General features: G+C 68.6%; 11 protein-coding genes, 2 pseudogenes and 1 riboswitch. Of the genes and pseudogenes, 4 read left to right on the forward strand and 9 right to left on the reverse strand.

The features are described from left to right. Window positions 1-280: 280 nt before the first annotated feature. Window positions 281-630: pseudogene (locus AB0M62_RS24920) on the forward strand (dihydrofolate reductase family protein); the annotation flags it as partial. Between the two features lie 79 nt (window positions 631-709). Here AB0M62_RS24920 and AB0M62_RS24925 read toward each other — a convergent pair. The 4 genes and pseudogenes from AB0M62_RS24925 to AB0M62_RS24940 form a co-directional block, all read right to left on the reverse strand. Continuing rightward, window positions 710-1,264 carry an XRE family transcriptional regulator gene (locus AB0M62_RS24925; RefSeq protein ID WP_366076502.1) on the reverse strand — a complete coding sequence of 185 codons (555 nt, stop codon included), beginning with the start codon at window positions 1,262-1,264 and terminating at the stop codon, window positions 710-712. Between the two features lie 9 nt (window positions 1,265-1,273). Beyond that, on the reverse strand, window positions 1,274-3,469 hold the full coding sequence (locus AB0M62_RS24930; RefSeq protein ID WP_366076503.1) for a helix-turn-helix domain-containing protein: 2,196 nt from the start codon (window positions 3,467-3,469) through the stop codon (window positions 1,274-1,276). 216 nt (window positions 3,470-3,685) lie between these two features. Further along, window positions 3,686-4,459, reverse strand: coding sequence for a LysM peptidoglycan-binding domain-containing protein (locus tag AB0M62_RS24935; protein WP_366076504.1), 774 nt, complete (start codon window positions 4,457-4,459; stop codon window positions 3,686-3,688). A gap of 4 nt (window positions 4,460-4,463) precedes the next feature. Further along, window positions 4,464-4,653: riboswitch (cyclic di-AMP (ydaO/yuaA leader) on the reverse strand. A 785-nt stretch (window positions 4,654-5,438) separates the two neighbouring features. Beyond that, window positions 5,439-5,969: pseudogene (locus AB0M62_RS24940) on the reverse strand (NAD(P)/FAD-dependent oxidoreductase); the annotation flags it as partial. 288 nt (window positions 5,970-6,257) lie between these two features. Between AB0M62_RS24940 and AB0M62_RS24945 the strand changes: the two are divergent. Then, window positions 6,258-6,701 (forward strand): hypothetical protein, encoded by a 444-nt coding sequence (locus AB0M62_RS24945; protein WP_366076505.1) that lies wholly within the window; start codon window positions 6,258-6,260, stop codon window positions 6,699-6,701. An 89-nt stretch (window positions 6,702-6,790) separates the two neighbouring features. Then, window positions 6,791-7,273, forward strand: coding sequence for a hypothetical protein (locus AB0M62_RS24950; RefSeq protein WP_366076506.1), 483 nt, complete (start codon window positions 6,791-6,793; stop codon window positions 7,271-7,273). A 43-nt stretch (window positions 7,274-7,316) separates the two neighbouring features. Here the strand turns inward: AB0M62_RS24950 and AB0M62_RS24955 are convergent, their stop codons facing one another. Further along, window positions 7,317-8,153 carry a class II glutamine amidotransferase gene (locus AB0M62_RS24955; RefSeq protein ID WP_366076507.1) on the reverse strand — a complete coding sequence of 279 codons (837 nt, stop codon included), beginning with the start codon at window positions 8,151-8,153 and terminating at the stop codon, window positions 7,317-7,319. 232 nt (window positions 8,154-8,385) lie between these two features. Between AB0M62_RS24955 and AB0M62_RS24960 the strand changes: the two genes are divergently transcribed. After that, the gene (locus tag AB0M62_RS24960) at window positions 8,386-9,864 is read left to right on the forward strand and encodes a glutamate--cysteine ligase (RefSeq protein WP_366076508.1); all 1,479 of its coding nucleotides are present in this window, start codon (window positions 8,386-8,388) and stop codon (window positions 9,862-9,864) included. Between the two features lie 135 nt (window positions 9,865-9,999). Here the strand turns inward: AB0M62_RS24960 and AB0M62_RS24965 are convergent, their stop codons facing one another. From AB0M62_RS24965 to AB0M62_RS24980, 4 genes are all read right to left on the reverse strand, one after another. Continuing rightward, window positions 10,000-10,716, reverse strand: a complete 717-nt coding sequence (locus AB0M62_RS24965; protein WP_366076509.1) for a class F sortase — start codon at window positions 10,714-10,716, stop codon at window positions 10,000-10,002. Between the two features lie 214 nt (window positions 10,717-10,930). Next, window positions 10,931-12,127 (reverse strand): hypothetical protein, encoded by a 1,197-nt coding sequence (locus AB0M62_RS24970; protein WP_366076510.1) that lies wholly within the window; start codon window positions 12,125-12,127, stop codon window positions 10,931-10,933. Window positions 12,128-12,706: 579 nt separating this feature from the next. Next, window positions 12,707-12,856 (reverse strand): hypothetical protein, encoded by a 150-nt coding sequence (locus tag AB0M62_RS24975; protein WP_366076511.1) that lies wholly within the window; start codon window positions 12,854-12,856, stop codon window positions 12,707-12,709. 126 nt (window positions 12,857-12,982) lie between these two features. After that, entirely contained in the window at window positions 12,983-15,451 is a 2,469-nt protein-coding gene (locus AB0M62_RS24980; protein ID WP_366076512.1) for a SpoIIE family protein phosphatase, read from the reverse strand. Window positions 15,452-15,556 lie beyond the last annotated feature (105 nt).

Below are 15,556 nucleotides of genomic sequence, written 5' to 3' on the forward strand. Positions count from 1 at the left end.
GCTTCCGGTCATGCTCAAGCCAAAAGTCTCACCACTGACCCTGCTCGGTTCCGGGTCCCGTCGAGGCCCAGGCCGAAGCGACACATTGATCCCCGGGCCGTGCGCAGCGGCCGCGGCGCCCACCTGGGTGACTCCCTGTCCGCCGAGCTGTCCGTCGGCCAGGACGGGGGCGTTCCGCACCGGGCACAGTGGGAGCAGGCCAGCGGAAGACTGCCGGCCCCTCAAGGAGGGGGCGTGGCCATCCATGGGGGCAGCCCCGACGGCTTCGGCGAGGACCGTGATGAGAAAGATCATCCTGATGATGTCGATGTCCGTCGACGGCTTCATGGAGGGACCCGACCGCCAGATCGACTGACACATGGTCGACGACGAGCTGCACCGCCACTTCAACGAACAGCTCAGGACGGTGGGCGCCTTCCTGAACGGACGCGTCACCCATGAGCTCATGGCCGGGTTCTGGCCGACAGCCGACTCCGATCCCTCGAGTAGCGGGCCTACGGCGGAGATCTGGTCCTCGGCGGCGCCGGCCTTGCCGCGGCCTTCATGCGGCACGATCTGATCGACGAGTACCGCCTCTACGTCCATCCCGTCCTCATCGGACGGGGCAAGCCCCTGTTCGAGGCGTCGGACGCCAAGATCAACCTGTGCCATCGGCACGGCAACGCGATGCGGTCGCGCCGCAATAGCTCTGTACCGGCAAACCGGCTCGTCAGTAGTCGAGTTCGACGTAGTCGATATCGGTGAACTCCACCACGAGGTCCTGGGCGCGGCGGCCGCGGTCCTTGAAGTAGATCTCCTGCAGACCTTCGGCCGCGATCTCGCGAAGTTGCTGCTCGCCGGCGCCTGCGGCCTGGGCGTCGAAGAGCCGGGCGGCGTAAGCGGGCGGAAGGTGCTGGGTGACGCGCCGGAGCCGGGCGTCGTCGGTGGTGCCGGGGGCGGCGGAGTAGCCGAACCGCGCACGGGTCTCGATGACGATGCCGCCGGCGGTGGCGGCCTGCCGTTTGGCCCTGCCCCGGACCCGGGGCTGCCAGCGCTTGCGTACCTCCGAGGCCAGGCGGGCGGCGAGGTCCCTGCGTGGGCGCCTCAGCCGGCCCGTGACGTAGCGCTCCACGGTGCGCTGCGAGACGCCCAGCAGCACCGCGACGGCCTTCGTGCCCTTCTCGCTCTTCACCAGGAACCTCATCTGCGCCTGTGCGGACTTGGGCATGGGCCGGGTGAAGTTCGCCGCCGCGGCCTTGTCGAGACTGTCCCCGAGGATGCCCATCGCGAGTCCCTACTCTCCGTCGATCGATGCGTCGGTGCCCTTGATGTGCCGGGCGGGGTTGTGGCCTTCGTCGAGCAGCTGAACTGCCCACATGAGGGACTGTGTGCCCTCGTGCTTGACCATGCCCGGGCTGACTCCGAGGCGGAAGCCGCCGGGGATCGGCTTGCCGTCCTCGGTGCGCGGCAGGAAGTCGAGCGGCGACGGCCCGTCGGACAGGTAGACGGCGCAGTCAGACAGTACGGCGATCGGGAACAGGCCGGTGTCCGCGAGCCTGAGCATCTTGCGGTGCATGTTGACCCTGGCCGTGGAGATGACCGCGGCGCGGATGTCCGGCCGCCAGGTCGGGCGCTCGAGAGCCGGCCACCGTTCGCCGGGCCGGTACCCGGCACCTTGGGGACGCTCGCGCAGCTTCCCGATTCCGCCCTTGACGGTGGCCTTGATGGCCGACAGCACGGCTGCCTGCCCGGGGTCAACGCTCTTGTGCCGCTCCATCGCGGCGAGGAAGTCGCTGTCGCTCATGCCTGTGACGACTCCGAGCCGCTCCATGGTGGCCAGGTAGGCATCGCGGAGACGGCTGTACCACGCGTCCAGGTAGGGGCCGTTGTTCCCTCGGACGTACGCCTCGATCGGCGCGACGCCGTGGCCCAGTTCCACCGCGTACGCGACGGTCGGCGTCGCGTACCAGGCCGGCCCCGTGGGACGTACGCCGTGGGGGGTGAACGGGCTGGGCAGCCGAGGGTCGCACTCGATGTGGGACAGGTCGACCAGCCACGAGCCGGGCAGTGCCTTGTCGAACGGCGGGTTCTTGAGGTGGACGGGCGCCCCGAGACCGACGGTGAGGCGGTTGGCTGCCGCGGCGAACGCCATGTTGATGTCGATGCCCACCGCGCACGCCTTCGCACACTCGGCGTCGGTGAGGAGCTCCGGATCCCGGATCCACTCGTACGCCTCCTCGTCCAGGACCTGGTCGGCGGTGCGCTGGTGCCCTCGTGGATGCAGAGCCGCGACGACGGGATGCTCGTCCGGAGCCTCCGGTGGCGCCGGGTCCACGGCCTCCGTGAGGGAACCGGGCATCGGGCCGGACACCCAGGCGGCCGACTGCTCGTCCTTCACCGGGCGCGTCGGCGGCCGCAAGGCGGTCATCAGCTCGAGGCCGGACACGGCAGTCGATCCGCGGGGGGTGACGACGCGGGTCGCGTAGTCGCACAGTACGCGGGCCAGTTCGGCCGGCGGCAGCTGATCCGCATCCCGCCAGGCCCGGGGGTCGAGCGCTCCCCACGGCAGGATCGCGAGTTGTACGCACTGGCGCTGCCCGCCCTGCGCGGGGCGGTAAATGCGAGCCCAGGGCCCGAAGCCACGTCGGGTGAGCTGCCACTTCGCCCGCTTGATCTGCTTGACGACGGTGTGGTCGTCGGGCAGCCGCAGGCCCCGCCGGTCCGCCAACCCGGCCGGGAGTCCAAGGCGTTCGGCAGCAGTCCCCGTGAGAACGATCAGCGGGTCGGCGTCCTTGCCGTTGCGGTGCAGCCGGGTCGCGCCCAGCTTGGCCTCGTTCAGCGTCCAGTCGACCAGCAGGGGGATGTCGGTGGCCGGGCAGTCGAGCACCAGGCCGCCGACGCAGTACGCCGATCCGTCGCCGTCCAGCACCGCCAGCGGGCCGTGAGCGAAGCGGGGGTCCACGTCGACGGCGGGTTGATCGGCAGCCCGCTTCCGGGCAGCCTGTTTTGGGGCGGCCTTCTTCGGCGCGGCCTGCCGGGCGCCCGAACGGGCCGACGGTGAGGCCGTCGACTGCCGGGGGTGCGCCGACCGTGTCGGAGGAGCGGCCGGCTCGGACACCATCGGCACGGGCGCGGGCCGGGGCGCGGCCTCCGGAGCGGGCACCTCCGCCTCCGGCGGCGCCGGAGTGAAGGTCTGCGGCACCGGGGGCGCCGAGGCGGCGGTCGAAGGTGCGGGGTGGCGGGCGGCAAGGCCGTCCAGGAGCCGGGCGTACGCGGCCCGCTTCGGCGGCCGTGGATCGGTCCGCCCCGACTCCCAGCCGGTCACGGTCTCGCGCCGCACCGAGAGGGCCCTCGCGACCTGCTCCTGGCTCAGGCCGGCCGCCTCACGCAGCCGCCTGCGCTCGTCGGGATCCGGAAGCGCGTCATGCGCGGCCGCCTGCTCCAGAAGGGCATCGACCGAAGCGAACAGCTGCTCGTGCTCGTTGGGCACAGCAGACCACCTCCACACGGATCACCCTATCCGAAGCGAACAGTCGATCACACGCGAAACGCACAGTGGGCGCTTGATCCGCCGAAAGGGCGAGTGGTGGAGGACGGTGGGGAGCAGTGGGCCGGGGGGAGCAGGTGGTCGGCAACGGAGATTTCGGCACCTCCTGCCCGTGGCGGCGGCGCGCCGGGCAGGAGGTGCCGAACCACTCGGCGAGGCCTAGTAGGGCCCGTTCACGTTGTCGATCGAGCCGTACCGGTCGGCAGCGTAGTTGCACGCGGCCGTGATGTTGGCGACCGGGTCATAGCTGTCCATCGACGTACCGGGCACGTGGTAGGCCCGGAACGTCGGGTCGATGACCTGGAGGAGCCCCTTGGACGGCGTGCCGGCCACGGCGTTGGAGTCCCAGTTGTTGATCGCCAGCGGGTTGCCCGACGACTCGCGCATGATATTGCGGTGGATGCCTTCGTAGCTGCCGGGTATGCCGTGCTCTGCCATGACCGCGAGCGACTCGCGAATCCAGCCGTCGAGGTCGTTGGTGTAGGTGGGCTTCGCGGCAGCAGGCTTCGCGGTGGCCTTCTTCGCCACACCAGCGCTCGTGCCGGGCGCAGTGGTCTTCTGCTCGGCAGCGTCAGCCGCCTTCGCGCCGATCGTCAGCGTCTGGCCGGGACGAATCAGCGAGGGGTTGGCCCCGACGACCTTCCAGTTGTCCTTGTACAGCTTCTTCCAGCCGCCGCTGAGGTTCTGCTCCTGGGCGATCTTGGACAGGTAGTCGCCCGCGACCACGGAGTACATCTTGGGGGCGGCAGCGGCGGCTGCGACCGGAGCGGCGGCCTTCTCGGCGGCAACGGTTGGCGCGGCCTTCTCCACCGCGATGGCGCCGGTGGCGCCCATCAGCGGCAGTGCGAGAGCGGCGCCGCCGGTGCCCGCGGCCACAAAGCCACGGGTGATCGGGTTGGCCTTGGGACGACGGTGCTTACCCTTTGCGGGCATGACGAATTCCTCTCCGTCGCCTGCGAGGTGAGCTGTCGGGTTCGGGCTGGAGATGCCCGGCCGCGGTGTGCTGCGACTTAACCCCGAGCCGTTCCGGATTCCGGATCGGCGGCTTACCTGGGTCCCCCGCTCCTGCCGTGCGTGAGTGGTGGGTGCGGTTTCCAGGCGGTGGCAGGATTCGGCGGTCCACCTGGATTGACGGTGACCGTAAGCGAGATCGGCCGGGCGGAACAAGCCCTGAATTCTGCAACGCAATCCACAAGGCGGATCCGGGAGGGGGAAATCCCGTCACCCACCCTGGAGTGAAAACTCAACTTTCTTTCTCTGGAAGGGGAATGAACGCGGTGGGGGATTCCGTGCAACGGTGCGGATGTGAGCGGAATCACTGGTGGCATTGGGCAACCCCCGCCGCCCTAGCCGATGAGCGATACGACAACTCGCGTGAATAGCCTGGAAATAGACGTGAGGGCCTATTCGGGCATTACGTGTCATACATGCCATTGCCGGTCGAAAAACTCGCCCAGCGAGGGTGTTTTCGCCCGCGCGCCTCGCAGCCACTCACTCCGGCGGGCCGATACGGCGCACGCTCCGTTCGGCTGAGAGGGATCGACACTGGTGGCAAATTTGCCCATATTGCTCATCCTATTTCCGCATCAGTCTAGTATGTCCACATTTTTCTAGTAGTTCACTACATGGACATACATGGACACGCTCTCCCGATGCCGTGGACCATCGTCGCGTCTCCGTCTGACGTCGCCGCGAACGACTCACCCTTTCGCTTATGCCGAGCTCGTCGGGCCGCCTTGATCTCGCTCCGCGCCAGGAATTTCCAACTCCGTGACGGCGGAAGGCAGTCGCACGCCTCGACGGAATTTCACTCGCTGTAGCGCTGGAACCAATGGGTGTTGTAGTGGCGGGCTATGGAATGCGGGAGGGCCGGGTCGGTCAGGAGGCGGTAGACGTACTCGGCGGTGTCCAGCGTGGCGCCGGTCGGGTCTGCGGCGATGTAGCTGCCGATCACATGGCCATGCATCTCCTGTTCGGTCGCCTCAAGGCCCAGGCCGGTGAGTACGTCGGCGCGGGCAGTGAAGCGCGGGGCCACGACGAGAGCCTGACAGGGGATCACCCGGCCGCCCGCCAGAGTCAACCGGGTGAGACGGTCGCCCGCCACCGCGAGACCCGTCACCAGGCCGTCCACCACCGCGATACCGCGGGCGGCGAGTTGCTCGTACTCGTCGCCGCTCAACTGGGGTGCGGTGTGGAGGAAGAGGGTCACGGTCTTGCTCCACTGCCGCCAGAGCAGGGCCTGGTGGACCGCCGGCGGCCCCGTGGCCAGGACGCCGATCGCCTGGTCGCGGACCTCCCAGCCGTGGCAGTAGGGGCAGTGCAGCACATCGCGCCCCCACCGCTCCGCCACGCCGGCCACATCCGGCAGCTCGTCGACCAGGCCGGTGGTCACCAGCAGCCGGGCGGCCGCGACCACGGACCCGTCGTCGAGGGTGACGCGGAAGCCAACCGCGGCCGAGCGCTCGACCGCGGCGCACCGGCCACCGGCGATCCACGCATCCACCCCCGACCCTTCACGCGCGACGGGCATGACGGGCGATCGACCGCGCGATAGAGCAGGCACGGGGCGCTGTCGCGAGAGTAGGCGTGGGCCGATGCGTACGCCGTCCTGCGCGGCCTCGCCCCCGGCTGCCCGGCGCCCGACGACCTCGCGGCGCTCTCCGACGCGGCCTGGTGGACGAGTCGCGTCGAGGAGTCGATCGCAGCACGGCTGAAGGCTTACTCCGCTTACGTGGCCGCGGGCGCGGCCCGCCAGGCGGGATACAGCGCGTGGATGCTCTTCTACGAGTACCAGCTGGCCGGACGTACGGCGGCGGCGGCCGGCCGGCTCCGCCGGGCAAGGCAGCACCTCGGCGGCGAGCCCGAGTGCGTCGAGCAGTGCTATCTCGCCTGGGTGGAGGCGACCGAGGCGCAGCAACGTGGCGCGTTCGACGAAGCCATGAGCTGTGCCCGCCGTATGGCCGGGATCGCACATCGCTGCGGCAGCCGGGATCTCCTCGCCATGAGCATCCAGGCGCAGGCGAGCGTGCTGCTGGCGCAGGGGCGGGTCGCCGGCGGGCTCGCGCTGCTCGACGACGCCATGTGCGCGGCCATGGCGGGCGAGCTCAGCTCTTTCTTCACCGGGTGGATCTCCTGCCTGGGTCTCCAGCAGTGCATGGCCTCCGCGGATCTGTAACGAGCCGCCGAGTGGACGGACGCGGCGATGGCCTGGTGCGCGTCGATGCCCGAGGAGAACAACTTCCGAGGTCTGTGCCGGGTCACCGGGTGGAGGTGCTCGAGCTGCGCGGGGACTGGCGCCAGGCCGCGGCCGAGGCCGCTGTGACCTGCGAGGAACTCCTGCCCTATGAGTCCCGGATCGCCGCGGAGGCGTTCTACCTGACCGGCGAGATCCAACGGCGCCGTGGCGACCTGCCCGCCGCCGAGGCGTCGTACGACCGCGCGCATAAGCTCGGCCGTGACCCGCAGCCCGGTCTGGCGCTGTTGCGCCTCGCCCAGCGCAAGACCGCATCCTGTGCCGCCGCCGTACGCCTCGCCCTCGCGGGCGAGGACAAGGACAGACGGCCCGGGCGCCTCGGGTACTGCCGGCTGCTCGCGGCTCAGGTCGAGATCTCGCTCGCCGTCGGGCAGCCCGCGGCGAAGTCATCGAGACGGCGCCGATGGACTACGAGTGGAGCCCCAACCGCAAGCGATGAGGCGTGCAGCCCGACGATCCGGCCGCCATCCCGAGTTCGATCCCAGGAGCCTTGAACACCGGCCACCGCCGGACATCGGCCACGAGCCCGTCCGGACGCTACCCGGGCTGCTGCGGTACGAAAGGCAGCAGTACGTCGGAACCGGGCTGGACGACTGAGTAACTGCTCTCCGGAAGTTCTTTCCACAGGCCTGGCAGGTCGCGCAGAGGCTCGGACACGACGATGCGGGTCTCGTCGGACAGCTCTCGCACGAACTCCAGGTCGGGGTGGAGCGCCCGCACCGTGTCCGCTCGGGAGCTGTAGAACAGGCTTCGTGAGTTGCCCTCGCTCGAGTACCGGAAGGCCCAGAGGCGTTCACTGTCGGTCACCGCGATCGTCATCTGGAGCGGGAACTCCACCCCCCGCTCCGCCCCCAGCCGTTCCACCAGGCCGGCCATCTGGGCCACGGCGGCCGGAGCGTCCTGGTCCAGCCCGAATGTGATCGCCAGGTAGAACATGACCTCGGAGTCCGTCGACCCCTCGATGGAGGAGAACAACGCCGGGTCGATGGCGAGGCAGAGATCTCGCCGGAGACGGTGGTAGTCGGTAATGGCACCGTTGTGCATCCACATCCAGCGACCGTGCCGGAAGGGGTGGGAGTTGGTCTGCTGCACCGCCGTACCGGTCGAGGCGCGGACGTGGGCGAAGAACAGCCCTGAGCGGACATGATTGGCGATCTCCCGGAGATTGCGGTTGTTCCACGCCGGGCTGGTGTCCCGGACGATCGCCGGAGTGCAAGCGTCCTGCCCGTACCAACCGACACCGAACCCATCGCCGTTGGTCGTCTCGACTCCCAGCCGCGAATGCAGGCTCTGGTCGATCAGGGAGTGCTCCGGTTTGTAGAGGACATCTTCGAGCAGGACAGGCGTTCCGGAATAGGCGAGCCATCGGCACATGGCCATCAATTCCTTCCGTGGCGCGGCGGATCACTGTGCTCGGTCGCACCGGTCCGAGGCGGTGTCGCACTGCGACACGCCTCCCGCCGCACAGTCCGAGAGTAAGCGAGCCCGTCCCGTCGTGCCTTTCCCGGAGACCGGTGCGCCCCCCGCACCGGTCGAACTGGTCGGTGCCGCCGTGGAGTGGGACGCTGGAGAAGGGTGTGTCTGCCGAGGAGACTCGGGAGGGCCGATGGGACGAGATGTCCCGGCGCTGGTGTTCACCCGTGATGACCGACGCCGGTACCGGAACAAGATGCAGAAGGGCCTCGACGCGTTCGCGCAGATGCTGCGCGAGGCACGCTTCGAAAGCGAGCGGCCTCAGGTGGGTCTGGAGGTCGAGCTGAACCTGGTGGACGCGGCCGGGGAGCCGGCGATGCGGAACACCGACGTACTCGAGTCGATCGCCGATCCCGCATGGTCCACTGAGCTGGGCCGCTTCAACTTGGAGATCAACGTCCCACCCCGACGGCTGACGGCGGGCGGCCCCGACGCGTGGGAGCAGGAGATCCGGGACGCGCTCAATCACGCCGAGGAGCGAGCCGCGGCGGTGGGGGCCCATCTGGTCGTGATCGGGATTCTGCCGACGCTGCAGCAGACGGATGTCACCGAGGAGGCGTTGTCGGAGAACCCGCGGTACCGGCTGCTGAACGAGCAGGTGTTCGCCGCCCGGGGCGAGGATCTGCTCATCGCGGTGGACGGCGTGGACCGGCTGCGGACCTATGCGGACACCATCACTCCCGAGGCGGCATGCACCAGCACCCAGTTCCATCTGCAGGTCTCGCCGGACGAGTTCGCGGACTACTGGAACGCGGCGCAGGCGATCTCAGGGGTGCAGGTGGCCCTCGCGGCGAACTCTCCGTTCCTGTTCGGCAAGGAGCTCTGGCGCGAGACACGTATCCCCCTCTTCGAGCAGGCCACCGACACCCGCCCCGAGGAGATCAAGGTGCAGGGGGTTCGGCCCCGGGTGTGGTTCGGCGAGCGGTGGATCAACAGCGTCTTCGACCTCTTCGAGGAGAACGTGCGCTACTTCCCGGCGCTGCTGCCTCTGTGCGACGCGGAGGATCCGCTGGAGACGCTCGACGGCGGCGATGTGCCCCAACTGGCGGAGCTCACCCTGCACAACGGCACGATCTACCGGTGGAACCGGCCCGTGTACGCCGTCGCCCACGGCAAACCGCATCTGCGGGTGGAGAACCGGGTGCTGCCGGCCGGCCCTACGGTGGCCGACGTACTGGCAAACGGCGCTTTCTACTACGGGCTGACGCGTGCCCTGGTCGACGAGGAACGGCCGGTGTGGTCACAGATGTCGTTCGCGGCCGCGGAGGAGAACCTCCATACGGCGGCACGGAACGGGATCGACGCCCGCCTGTACTGGCCCGGGATGGGCGAGGTGCCGGTGGCCGAACTCGTGCTGCGGCGCCTGCTGCCCCTGGCCCACCGTGGGCTGGAGGCCTCGGGCATGGACGCGGCGTGGCGGGAGCCGCTGCTCGGCATCATCGAGCAGCGGTGTGTCACCGGTCGCAACGGCGCGGTTTGGCAGGCCGAGATGTTCCATCACATCGACCACACCACCCACGTCGACCGTCATGAGGCGCTGCGGCGGATGACGCAGCAGTACATGGACTACATGCATCTCAACGCTCCGGCGCACACCTGGCCCGTGGAATGATCCCGGAAAAGCTCGGATGAGGTCACCGCGACACTGAGCGCCTGAGAGCAGCCCAGACAGGGGGCGGCACCTGACGGCCGCCCCGACGTGCTATTCCCCCTTGCGGCGCCGGAGTCCACAGGCGGAGGCATTTGTTCAGAGGCGCCTGGCGGAGTCGAGGTGGGCGAACACCACGACGTTGTCCACGTAGTCCTTGGCCTTCCTGTCGTATTCGCCGCCGCAGGTGATCAGGCGTAGCTGCGGGGAGGGCGTGTCCGCGTAGACGCGCTCGTTGGGAAAGTGCGCTTTGCTGAAGGTTTCGACGGAGTCGACTTTGAACGTGGCGACGGTGCCGTCCTCGCGGAGGATGTCGACCTTGCTTCCGGGCTTGAGCGTGCGGAGCTGGAGGAACACGGCCGGTCCGGTCTTGGTGTCGACGTGGCCCGCGACGATCGACGTGCCGCGCTCGCCGGGCGTCACACCGTCCTTGAACCAGCCGACCAGATTCTGGTCGTCCGGGGGCGGCGCATTGAGCTGCCCGGACGGGCCGATGGCCAACGGGACGAAGGGCGCATCGACGGCGATCTCAGTGATCGCGAGCCGCTTCGGAACGGAACGGGGCAGCACCAGCTCGTCTTCAGCGGCAGCTGCAGCCTTGGGTGACATGGGAGACGCGGGGGCAGAGGGGGACACGGGGGCTACGACCGCGGGGTGGGCCTGCGGCTTGCCCTCTGCGGGGGTGCCGGAGGAGTTGTACATGAGAAGAAGGCCCAGCCCGAACGCCACAGCGGGCCACAGGAAGGCTCGGGCAAGGGGACTTGAGGCGGGGGCGGTCCGGGGCTGATCCGAACCGTTCGGCTGCTGGGCGGCCATACGAGCGTGCCTTTCGTGTACGGGCGTTGGTGGGGTGAACGGGCGGCAGATGAGGATGCGGCTCAGGTGGGGGCACCGGTGTCGTGAGCGGCGCGTCGCCGGTGGCGTGAGTGGAGCGGGGTGCGGTGGGGTGCGAAAACGCAATCGCCGCGGCCACCGCCCGAGTAGGGCGGCGGCCGCGACAGCGCAGCGACGTGCTAGTGATTCGACCTGATCAGGCCGCCGCACCACCGGTCATGTTGCGACGACGCAGCTTGTACGCCGCGGCGCCGAGACCACCGATCATCAGGACCGAGCCGGCAGCCAGGCTGCCGCCCGACAGGGCCATGGCGCCGCCACCCGTGTGGACACCGCCGTACGGCTTGCCGTGGTTCCCGGAGTCGTGGTTGTCGCTCTTCCAGGACTTCTCCTGGCCGTAGCCGCTGGAGGAGCCGCCGCCCTCCTGGTCCCAGTTCCCCGTGAGGTTCAGGCTCATGGCACCGCCACCGGTGTGGACGCCACCGTCAGGCTTCTCGTGCTTGCCGTAGTCGTCGTCGTCCTTGTCGTGGTCGTCCTTCTTGCCGTGGTCGTCCTTCTTGTCGTGGTCGTCCTTCTTGTCGTGGTCGTCCTTGTCGTAGTCGTCCTTGTCGTGGTCGTCCTTCTTCGAGTCGTGGTCGTCCTTGTCGTGGTCGTCCTTCTTCGACTCGTCGTAGTCGTCCTTCTTCGAGTCGTGGTCGTCCTTCTTCTCGTCGTCGCCCTCGGCTACGAGCATCGCCAGGGCGCCGCCGCCGGTGTGGACGCCACCGTTCGGCTTCTCGCCCTTGTCGTGGTCGTCGTCGTCCTTGTCGTGGTCGTCGTCGTCCTTGTCGTGGTCGTCCTTGTCGTAGTCGTCCTTCTTGGAGTCGTGGTCGTCCTTGTCGTGGTCGTCCTTCTTGTCGTGGTCGTCCTTCTTCGACTCGTCGTAGTCGTCCTTCTTCGAGTCGTGGTCGTCCTTCTTCTCGTCGTCGCCCTCGGCTACGAGCATCGCCAGGGCGCCGCCGCCGGTGTGGACGCCACCGTTCGGCTTCTCGCCCTTGTCGTGGTCGTCGTCGTCCTTGTCGTGGTCGTCGTCGTCCTTGTCGTGGTCGTCCTTGTCGTAGTCGTCCTTCTTGGAGTCGTGGTCGTCCTTGTCGTGGTCGTCCTTGTCGTAGTCGTCCTTCTTGGAGTCGTGGTCGTCCTTGTCGTAGTCGTCCTTCTTGGAGTCGTGGTCGTCCTTGTCGTGGTCGTCCTTCTTCGACTCGTCGTAGTCGTCCTTCTCGTGGTCGTCGTTGCTGGCCAACGAGCCGACGTCGTAGCCCCAGCCCCCGTTGGTGATGGCATTCGCGACGGGAGCGGAGATCGCGAGCACAGCCGTGATGGTGGCTGAGGCGAGCAGGGTGCGGGCAGAGCGCATTGGACACATTCCTTTCGACGCCACCGCGAGGGCCGACACATCGTCGGCTCATCGGATCGCAATAGCGACGTGATCTACCGTCAGCCGGATTTCAAGTTCGCACCAGCCGGGAGCCCGCAATTGAGGGACATCATGGGCTTATCGAGTGGCGCGGAGTCTGATAATCACCCATTGGACGGCACGCCACGCCGAAGCGAGGTTTGGCACTCACCGTCGCGTTCTACCGCCGCCGGTTCGTCACCCTGATGGAGCAGCGAATGACCCGGCGCGAAGCAATTCGTGGCCTTCTCCTTGGTCTCCAGAGCGTTTCGCGCAGGCTCCTGACCTGCAACGCACCGGGAAATGAGCCCAGTCACCGCCCGGGGCGCCGGAACCGGCGGACTTCGCCCAAGCGGTGCCCGTCACGTCTGCAAGGCTCTGAGACTGTGCCGCCCCACTGAATTGCCGGAATAGAGCCACCTACGGAACCCGACGGCACAGCTTCCCGTACACGTATCCCTGCACACGTGACAGTTGGGTACGGCCCCGCCTTCGAGGTCGTCCGGTTCCGAACCCGCCGAACCTTGAGGAGCCACGGCATCAACTACGGGTCCCGCCGTGTCCCTGGCCGAGGAATTCCATGACGGTCCTGGTGAAGCGGATCGGGTCGTCGAGCCATCGGAAGTGGCCGGCGCCCGGCTGGACGGTCAACTCGGCCCGGGGAAACAACTGTGCAATCCCGGCAGCCACGCGGGGAAGCGGACCGCCGTCCACTTCGCCTGCGAGGACCAGTACCCGCGCATCCGATGCGGCCATGGCGGCGTGGGCTGCGGCCGGGGCGAAGGCGCCGGAAGACGCAGGCCGAGTCGGGCGGCGTCAGGGCGGGCTGCCGGAACCCATCGACGGAAGTGCCTGCTCCGTCCAAATGGTCTTCCCGGACCGGTTGTAGCGCGTTCCCCACCGCTGGACCAGCTGCGCGACGATGAACAGTCCGCGCCCGCCCTCGTCGTCCTCCGCGCTGTGCCGGAGGTGCGGTGAGGTGTGGCCGGCATCCGCGACCTCGCACAGCAATGTGCGGTCACGGATGAGTCGCAGGCGCAGCGGCCCGTCGGCGTGCCGGACGGCGTTGGTGACCAGCTCGCTGACGACGAGTTCGGTCGAGAACGACAGCTCGTCCAGTCCCCACTCGTGCAGCTGCCCGGTGGCCAGCTCCCGGGCATGGCCCACGGCGACCGGTTCTGCGGGCAGTTCCCAGTCGGCGACATGCTGGGCGCCCAGTTCACGGGTTCTGACCAGCAGCAGTGCCGTGTCATCCGCCGTCGTGCCGTCGGGCAGGAGTTCCGACAGTACCCGGTCGCACAGTTCTTCCAGAGATCCCCGGCGGTCGCTGAGCACCCTGCCCAGAGTCTCCAGCCCCTCATCGATGTCGCGCTTGCGGGCTTCGACCAGGCCGTCGGTGAACAGGGCCACCATGCTGCCCACCGGCAGTTCGAACTCCATGGACTCAAACGGCAGGCCGCCGAGTCCCAGTGGCGGGCCGGCCGGAAGGTCGGGGAAGGACAGGCGGCCCTCGGGGTCCACGATGGCCGGCGGCAGGTGCCCGGCCCGGGCCATGGCACACCGTCGCGAGACCGGGTCATAGACAGCGTAGAGACAGGTCGCCCCGGTGGTCACGTCGTCGAAGTGGTCGGCGGGCGTGCCTTCGGCTCCCGCCTGATCCTCCGCAGACTGGCCCACCAGGTCGTCCAGCCGGGTCAGCAACTCGTCGGGGGACATGTCCAGTTGGGCGAGTGCGCGTACGGTCGTGCGCAGCCTGCCCATGGTGGCCGCCGCTTGCAGGCCGTGGCCCACCACATCCCCGACGACGAGTCCGACCCGGGTTCCGGACAGCGGTATGACGTCGAACCAGTCGCCGCCGACCCCTGCCAGATCGTCGGTGGGCAGGTAACGGTAGGCCAGGTCCACCGCTGACTGCTGCGGCAGGTGCTGAGGCAGGAGTCGACGCTGCAGGGAGAGGGCTGCGGTTCGCTCACGGGTGAAGCGGCGGGCGTTGTCGATGGATACCGCCGTACGGGCGACGAGCTCGTCCGCGAGCGCGACCTCTCCGCTGTCGAAAGTTGCCGAAGGAGAGCTGCGGACGAAGGTGACGAGCCCCAGTGTGCTTCCCCCAGCCCGCAAGGGCACGACCAGGGCATTCTCGTCGAGTACCCGCCCACCCGAGGCGAGGCTGCGCTCCTGGGGCGAGCCCGGCGGATACTGCACTGAGCGGGGCCGATGACGGTGCGGTTTCGCCCGCTCCCCCGGCCGGCCCGCCCCCGGCCCGCCCGCACCCGGGTCGCCCGGCTCGGCCTCGTCGGCCGACCGGGAAGCGACCCGTACGAGTGCCCTGAGCTCGGAGCTGCCGCCGCCCGGCACCTCCCCCTCCAGTACGGCCTTGGCAAGATCGACGCTGACGGTGGCGGCGAAATCCGGGACGGCCACTTCGGTGATCTCCTCGGCGGTGACCATGGCGTCCAGAGTGGTGCCGATTCCACGGCCTGCCTCCACGAGCAGGGCCAGCCGCCTTTGCGCCTCGTACCGATCGGAGATGTCGAAGGCGTCCTCGCACAGTCCGAGCACCCGCCCGTCAGCGTCCTGGAGCCGGTAGTAGGAGCAGGACCAGAGGTGTTCCCTGCCCGGGTCACTGGGTGGCTGACCGCGAAAGTGCAGGTCGAGGAACGGCTCGCCGGTATCGAGGACGTGGCGCATGACCGCGTCGAGGGTGTCCGGGTACCCCTTGGTGACGAACCTGCCTTCGGAGTACAGCTCATCGGCCCGCAAGCCGCGGAACTCGGCGAGCGGCTGTCCGATCTCCCGCTCGTACGCTGCGTTGCACCAGGTCAGACGGAGGTTGGTGTCGTAGATGGCCAGGCCGACGGGTGACTGCGTGGCCAGTCCGTGAAGCATGGACAACCGCGATTCCCACATCCGCAGACTCCCGAGTTCCGCAGCGACGAGTACGCGCTCCGCGGCTCCGGTACCGGTACCGGCCAGCGGACACACGGCGGTGGCGACCAGCAGCCGCCGGCCGTTCCGATGCAGGGCTACGTGGATCTCGCTTTCGCCGAAAGCGGCCAGTGCCAGCGCCGGATCCTCGGTCGAAGGGAAGCCCGTGTCGGGCGGGGGCGGCAGGAACGTGTCCAGGTGGCGTCCGATGATGTCGTCCGGCGTATAGCCGAAGAGATCCTCGGCCATGGGGCTCCAGCCGATGACGATGTTCCGGGCGTCGAGAACCGCCGTGGCTGCCCTGGTGACGTCGAGGGGGCCACGGAAGTCGGCACTCTGCGCCGCGTGCCACGCGCTCATGGCGCCACACCAGCCCGGTTCATTACCTACAGAATCCGCCCTGCCCAGAAGCTGCACAACCGGGTCGCGGTGCCCGTGTCGCAGATGCGGCGCGGGGCCTGACAG

Source organism: Streptomyces sp. NPDC051219 (assembly GCF_040682335.1).
Classification (GTDB): domain Bacteria; phylum Actinomycetota; class Actinomycetes; order Streptomycetales; family Streptomycetaceae; genus Streptomyces.

What these genes read in the sequence shown, in the direction of transcription:
- AB0M62_RS24925 (WP_366076502.1), bottom strand. Translation starts at nt 1,264, where the DNA reads ATGGGCATCCTCGGGGACAGTCTCGACAAGGCCGCGGCGGCGAACTTC.
- AB0M62_RS24935 (WP_366076504.1), bottom strand. Translation starts at nt 4,459, where the DNA reads ATGCCCGCAAAGGGTAAGCACCGTCGTCCCAAGGCCAACCCGATCACC.
- AB0M62_RS24955 (WP_366076507.1), bottom strand. Translation starts at nt 8,153, where the DNA reads ATGTGCCGATGGCTCGCCTATTCCGGAACGCCTGTCCTGCTCGAAGAT.
- AB0M62_RS24960 (WP_366076508.1), top strand. Translation starts at nt 8,386, where the DNA reads ATGGGACGAGATGTCCCGGCGCTGGTGTTCACCCGTGATGACCGACGC.
- AB0M62_RS24965 (WP_366076509.1), bottom strand. Translation starts at nt 10,716, where the DNA reads ATGGCCGCCCAGCAGCCGAACGGTTCGGATCAGCCCCGGACCGCCCCC.
- AB0M62_RS24970 (WP_366076510.1), bottom strand. Translation starts at nt 12,127, where the DNA reads ATGCGCTCTGCCCGCACCCTGCTCGCCTCAGCCACCATCACGGCTGTG.
- AB0M62_RS24980 (WP_366076512.1), bottom strand. Translation starts at nt 15,451, where the DNA reads ATGAGCGCGTGGCACGCGGCGCAGAGTGCCGACTTCCGTGGCCCCCTC.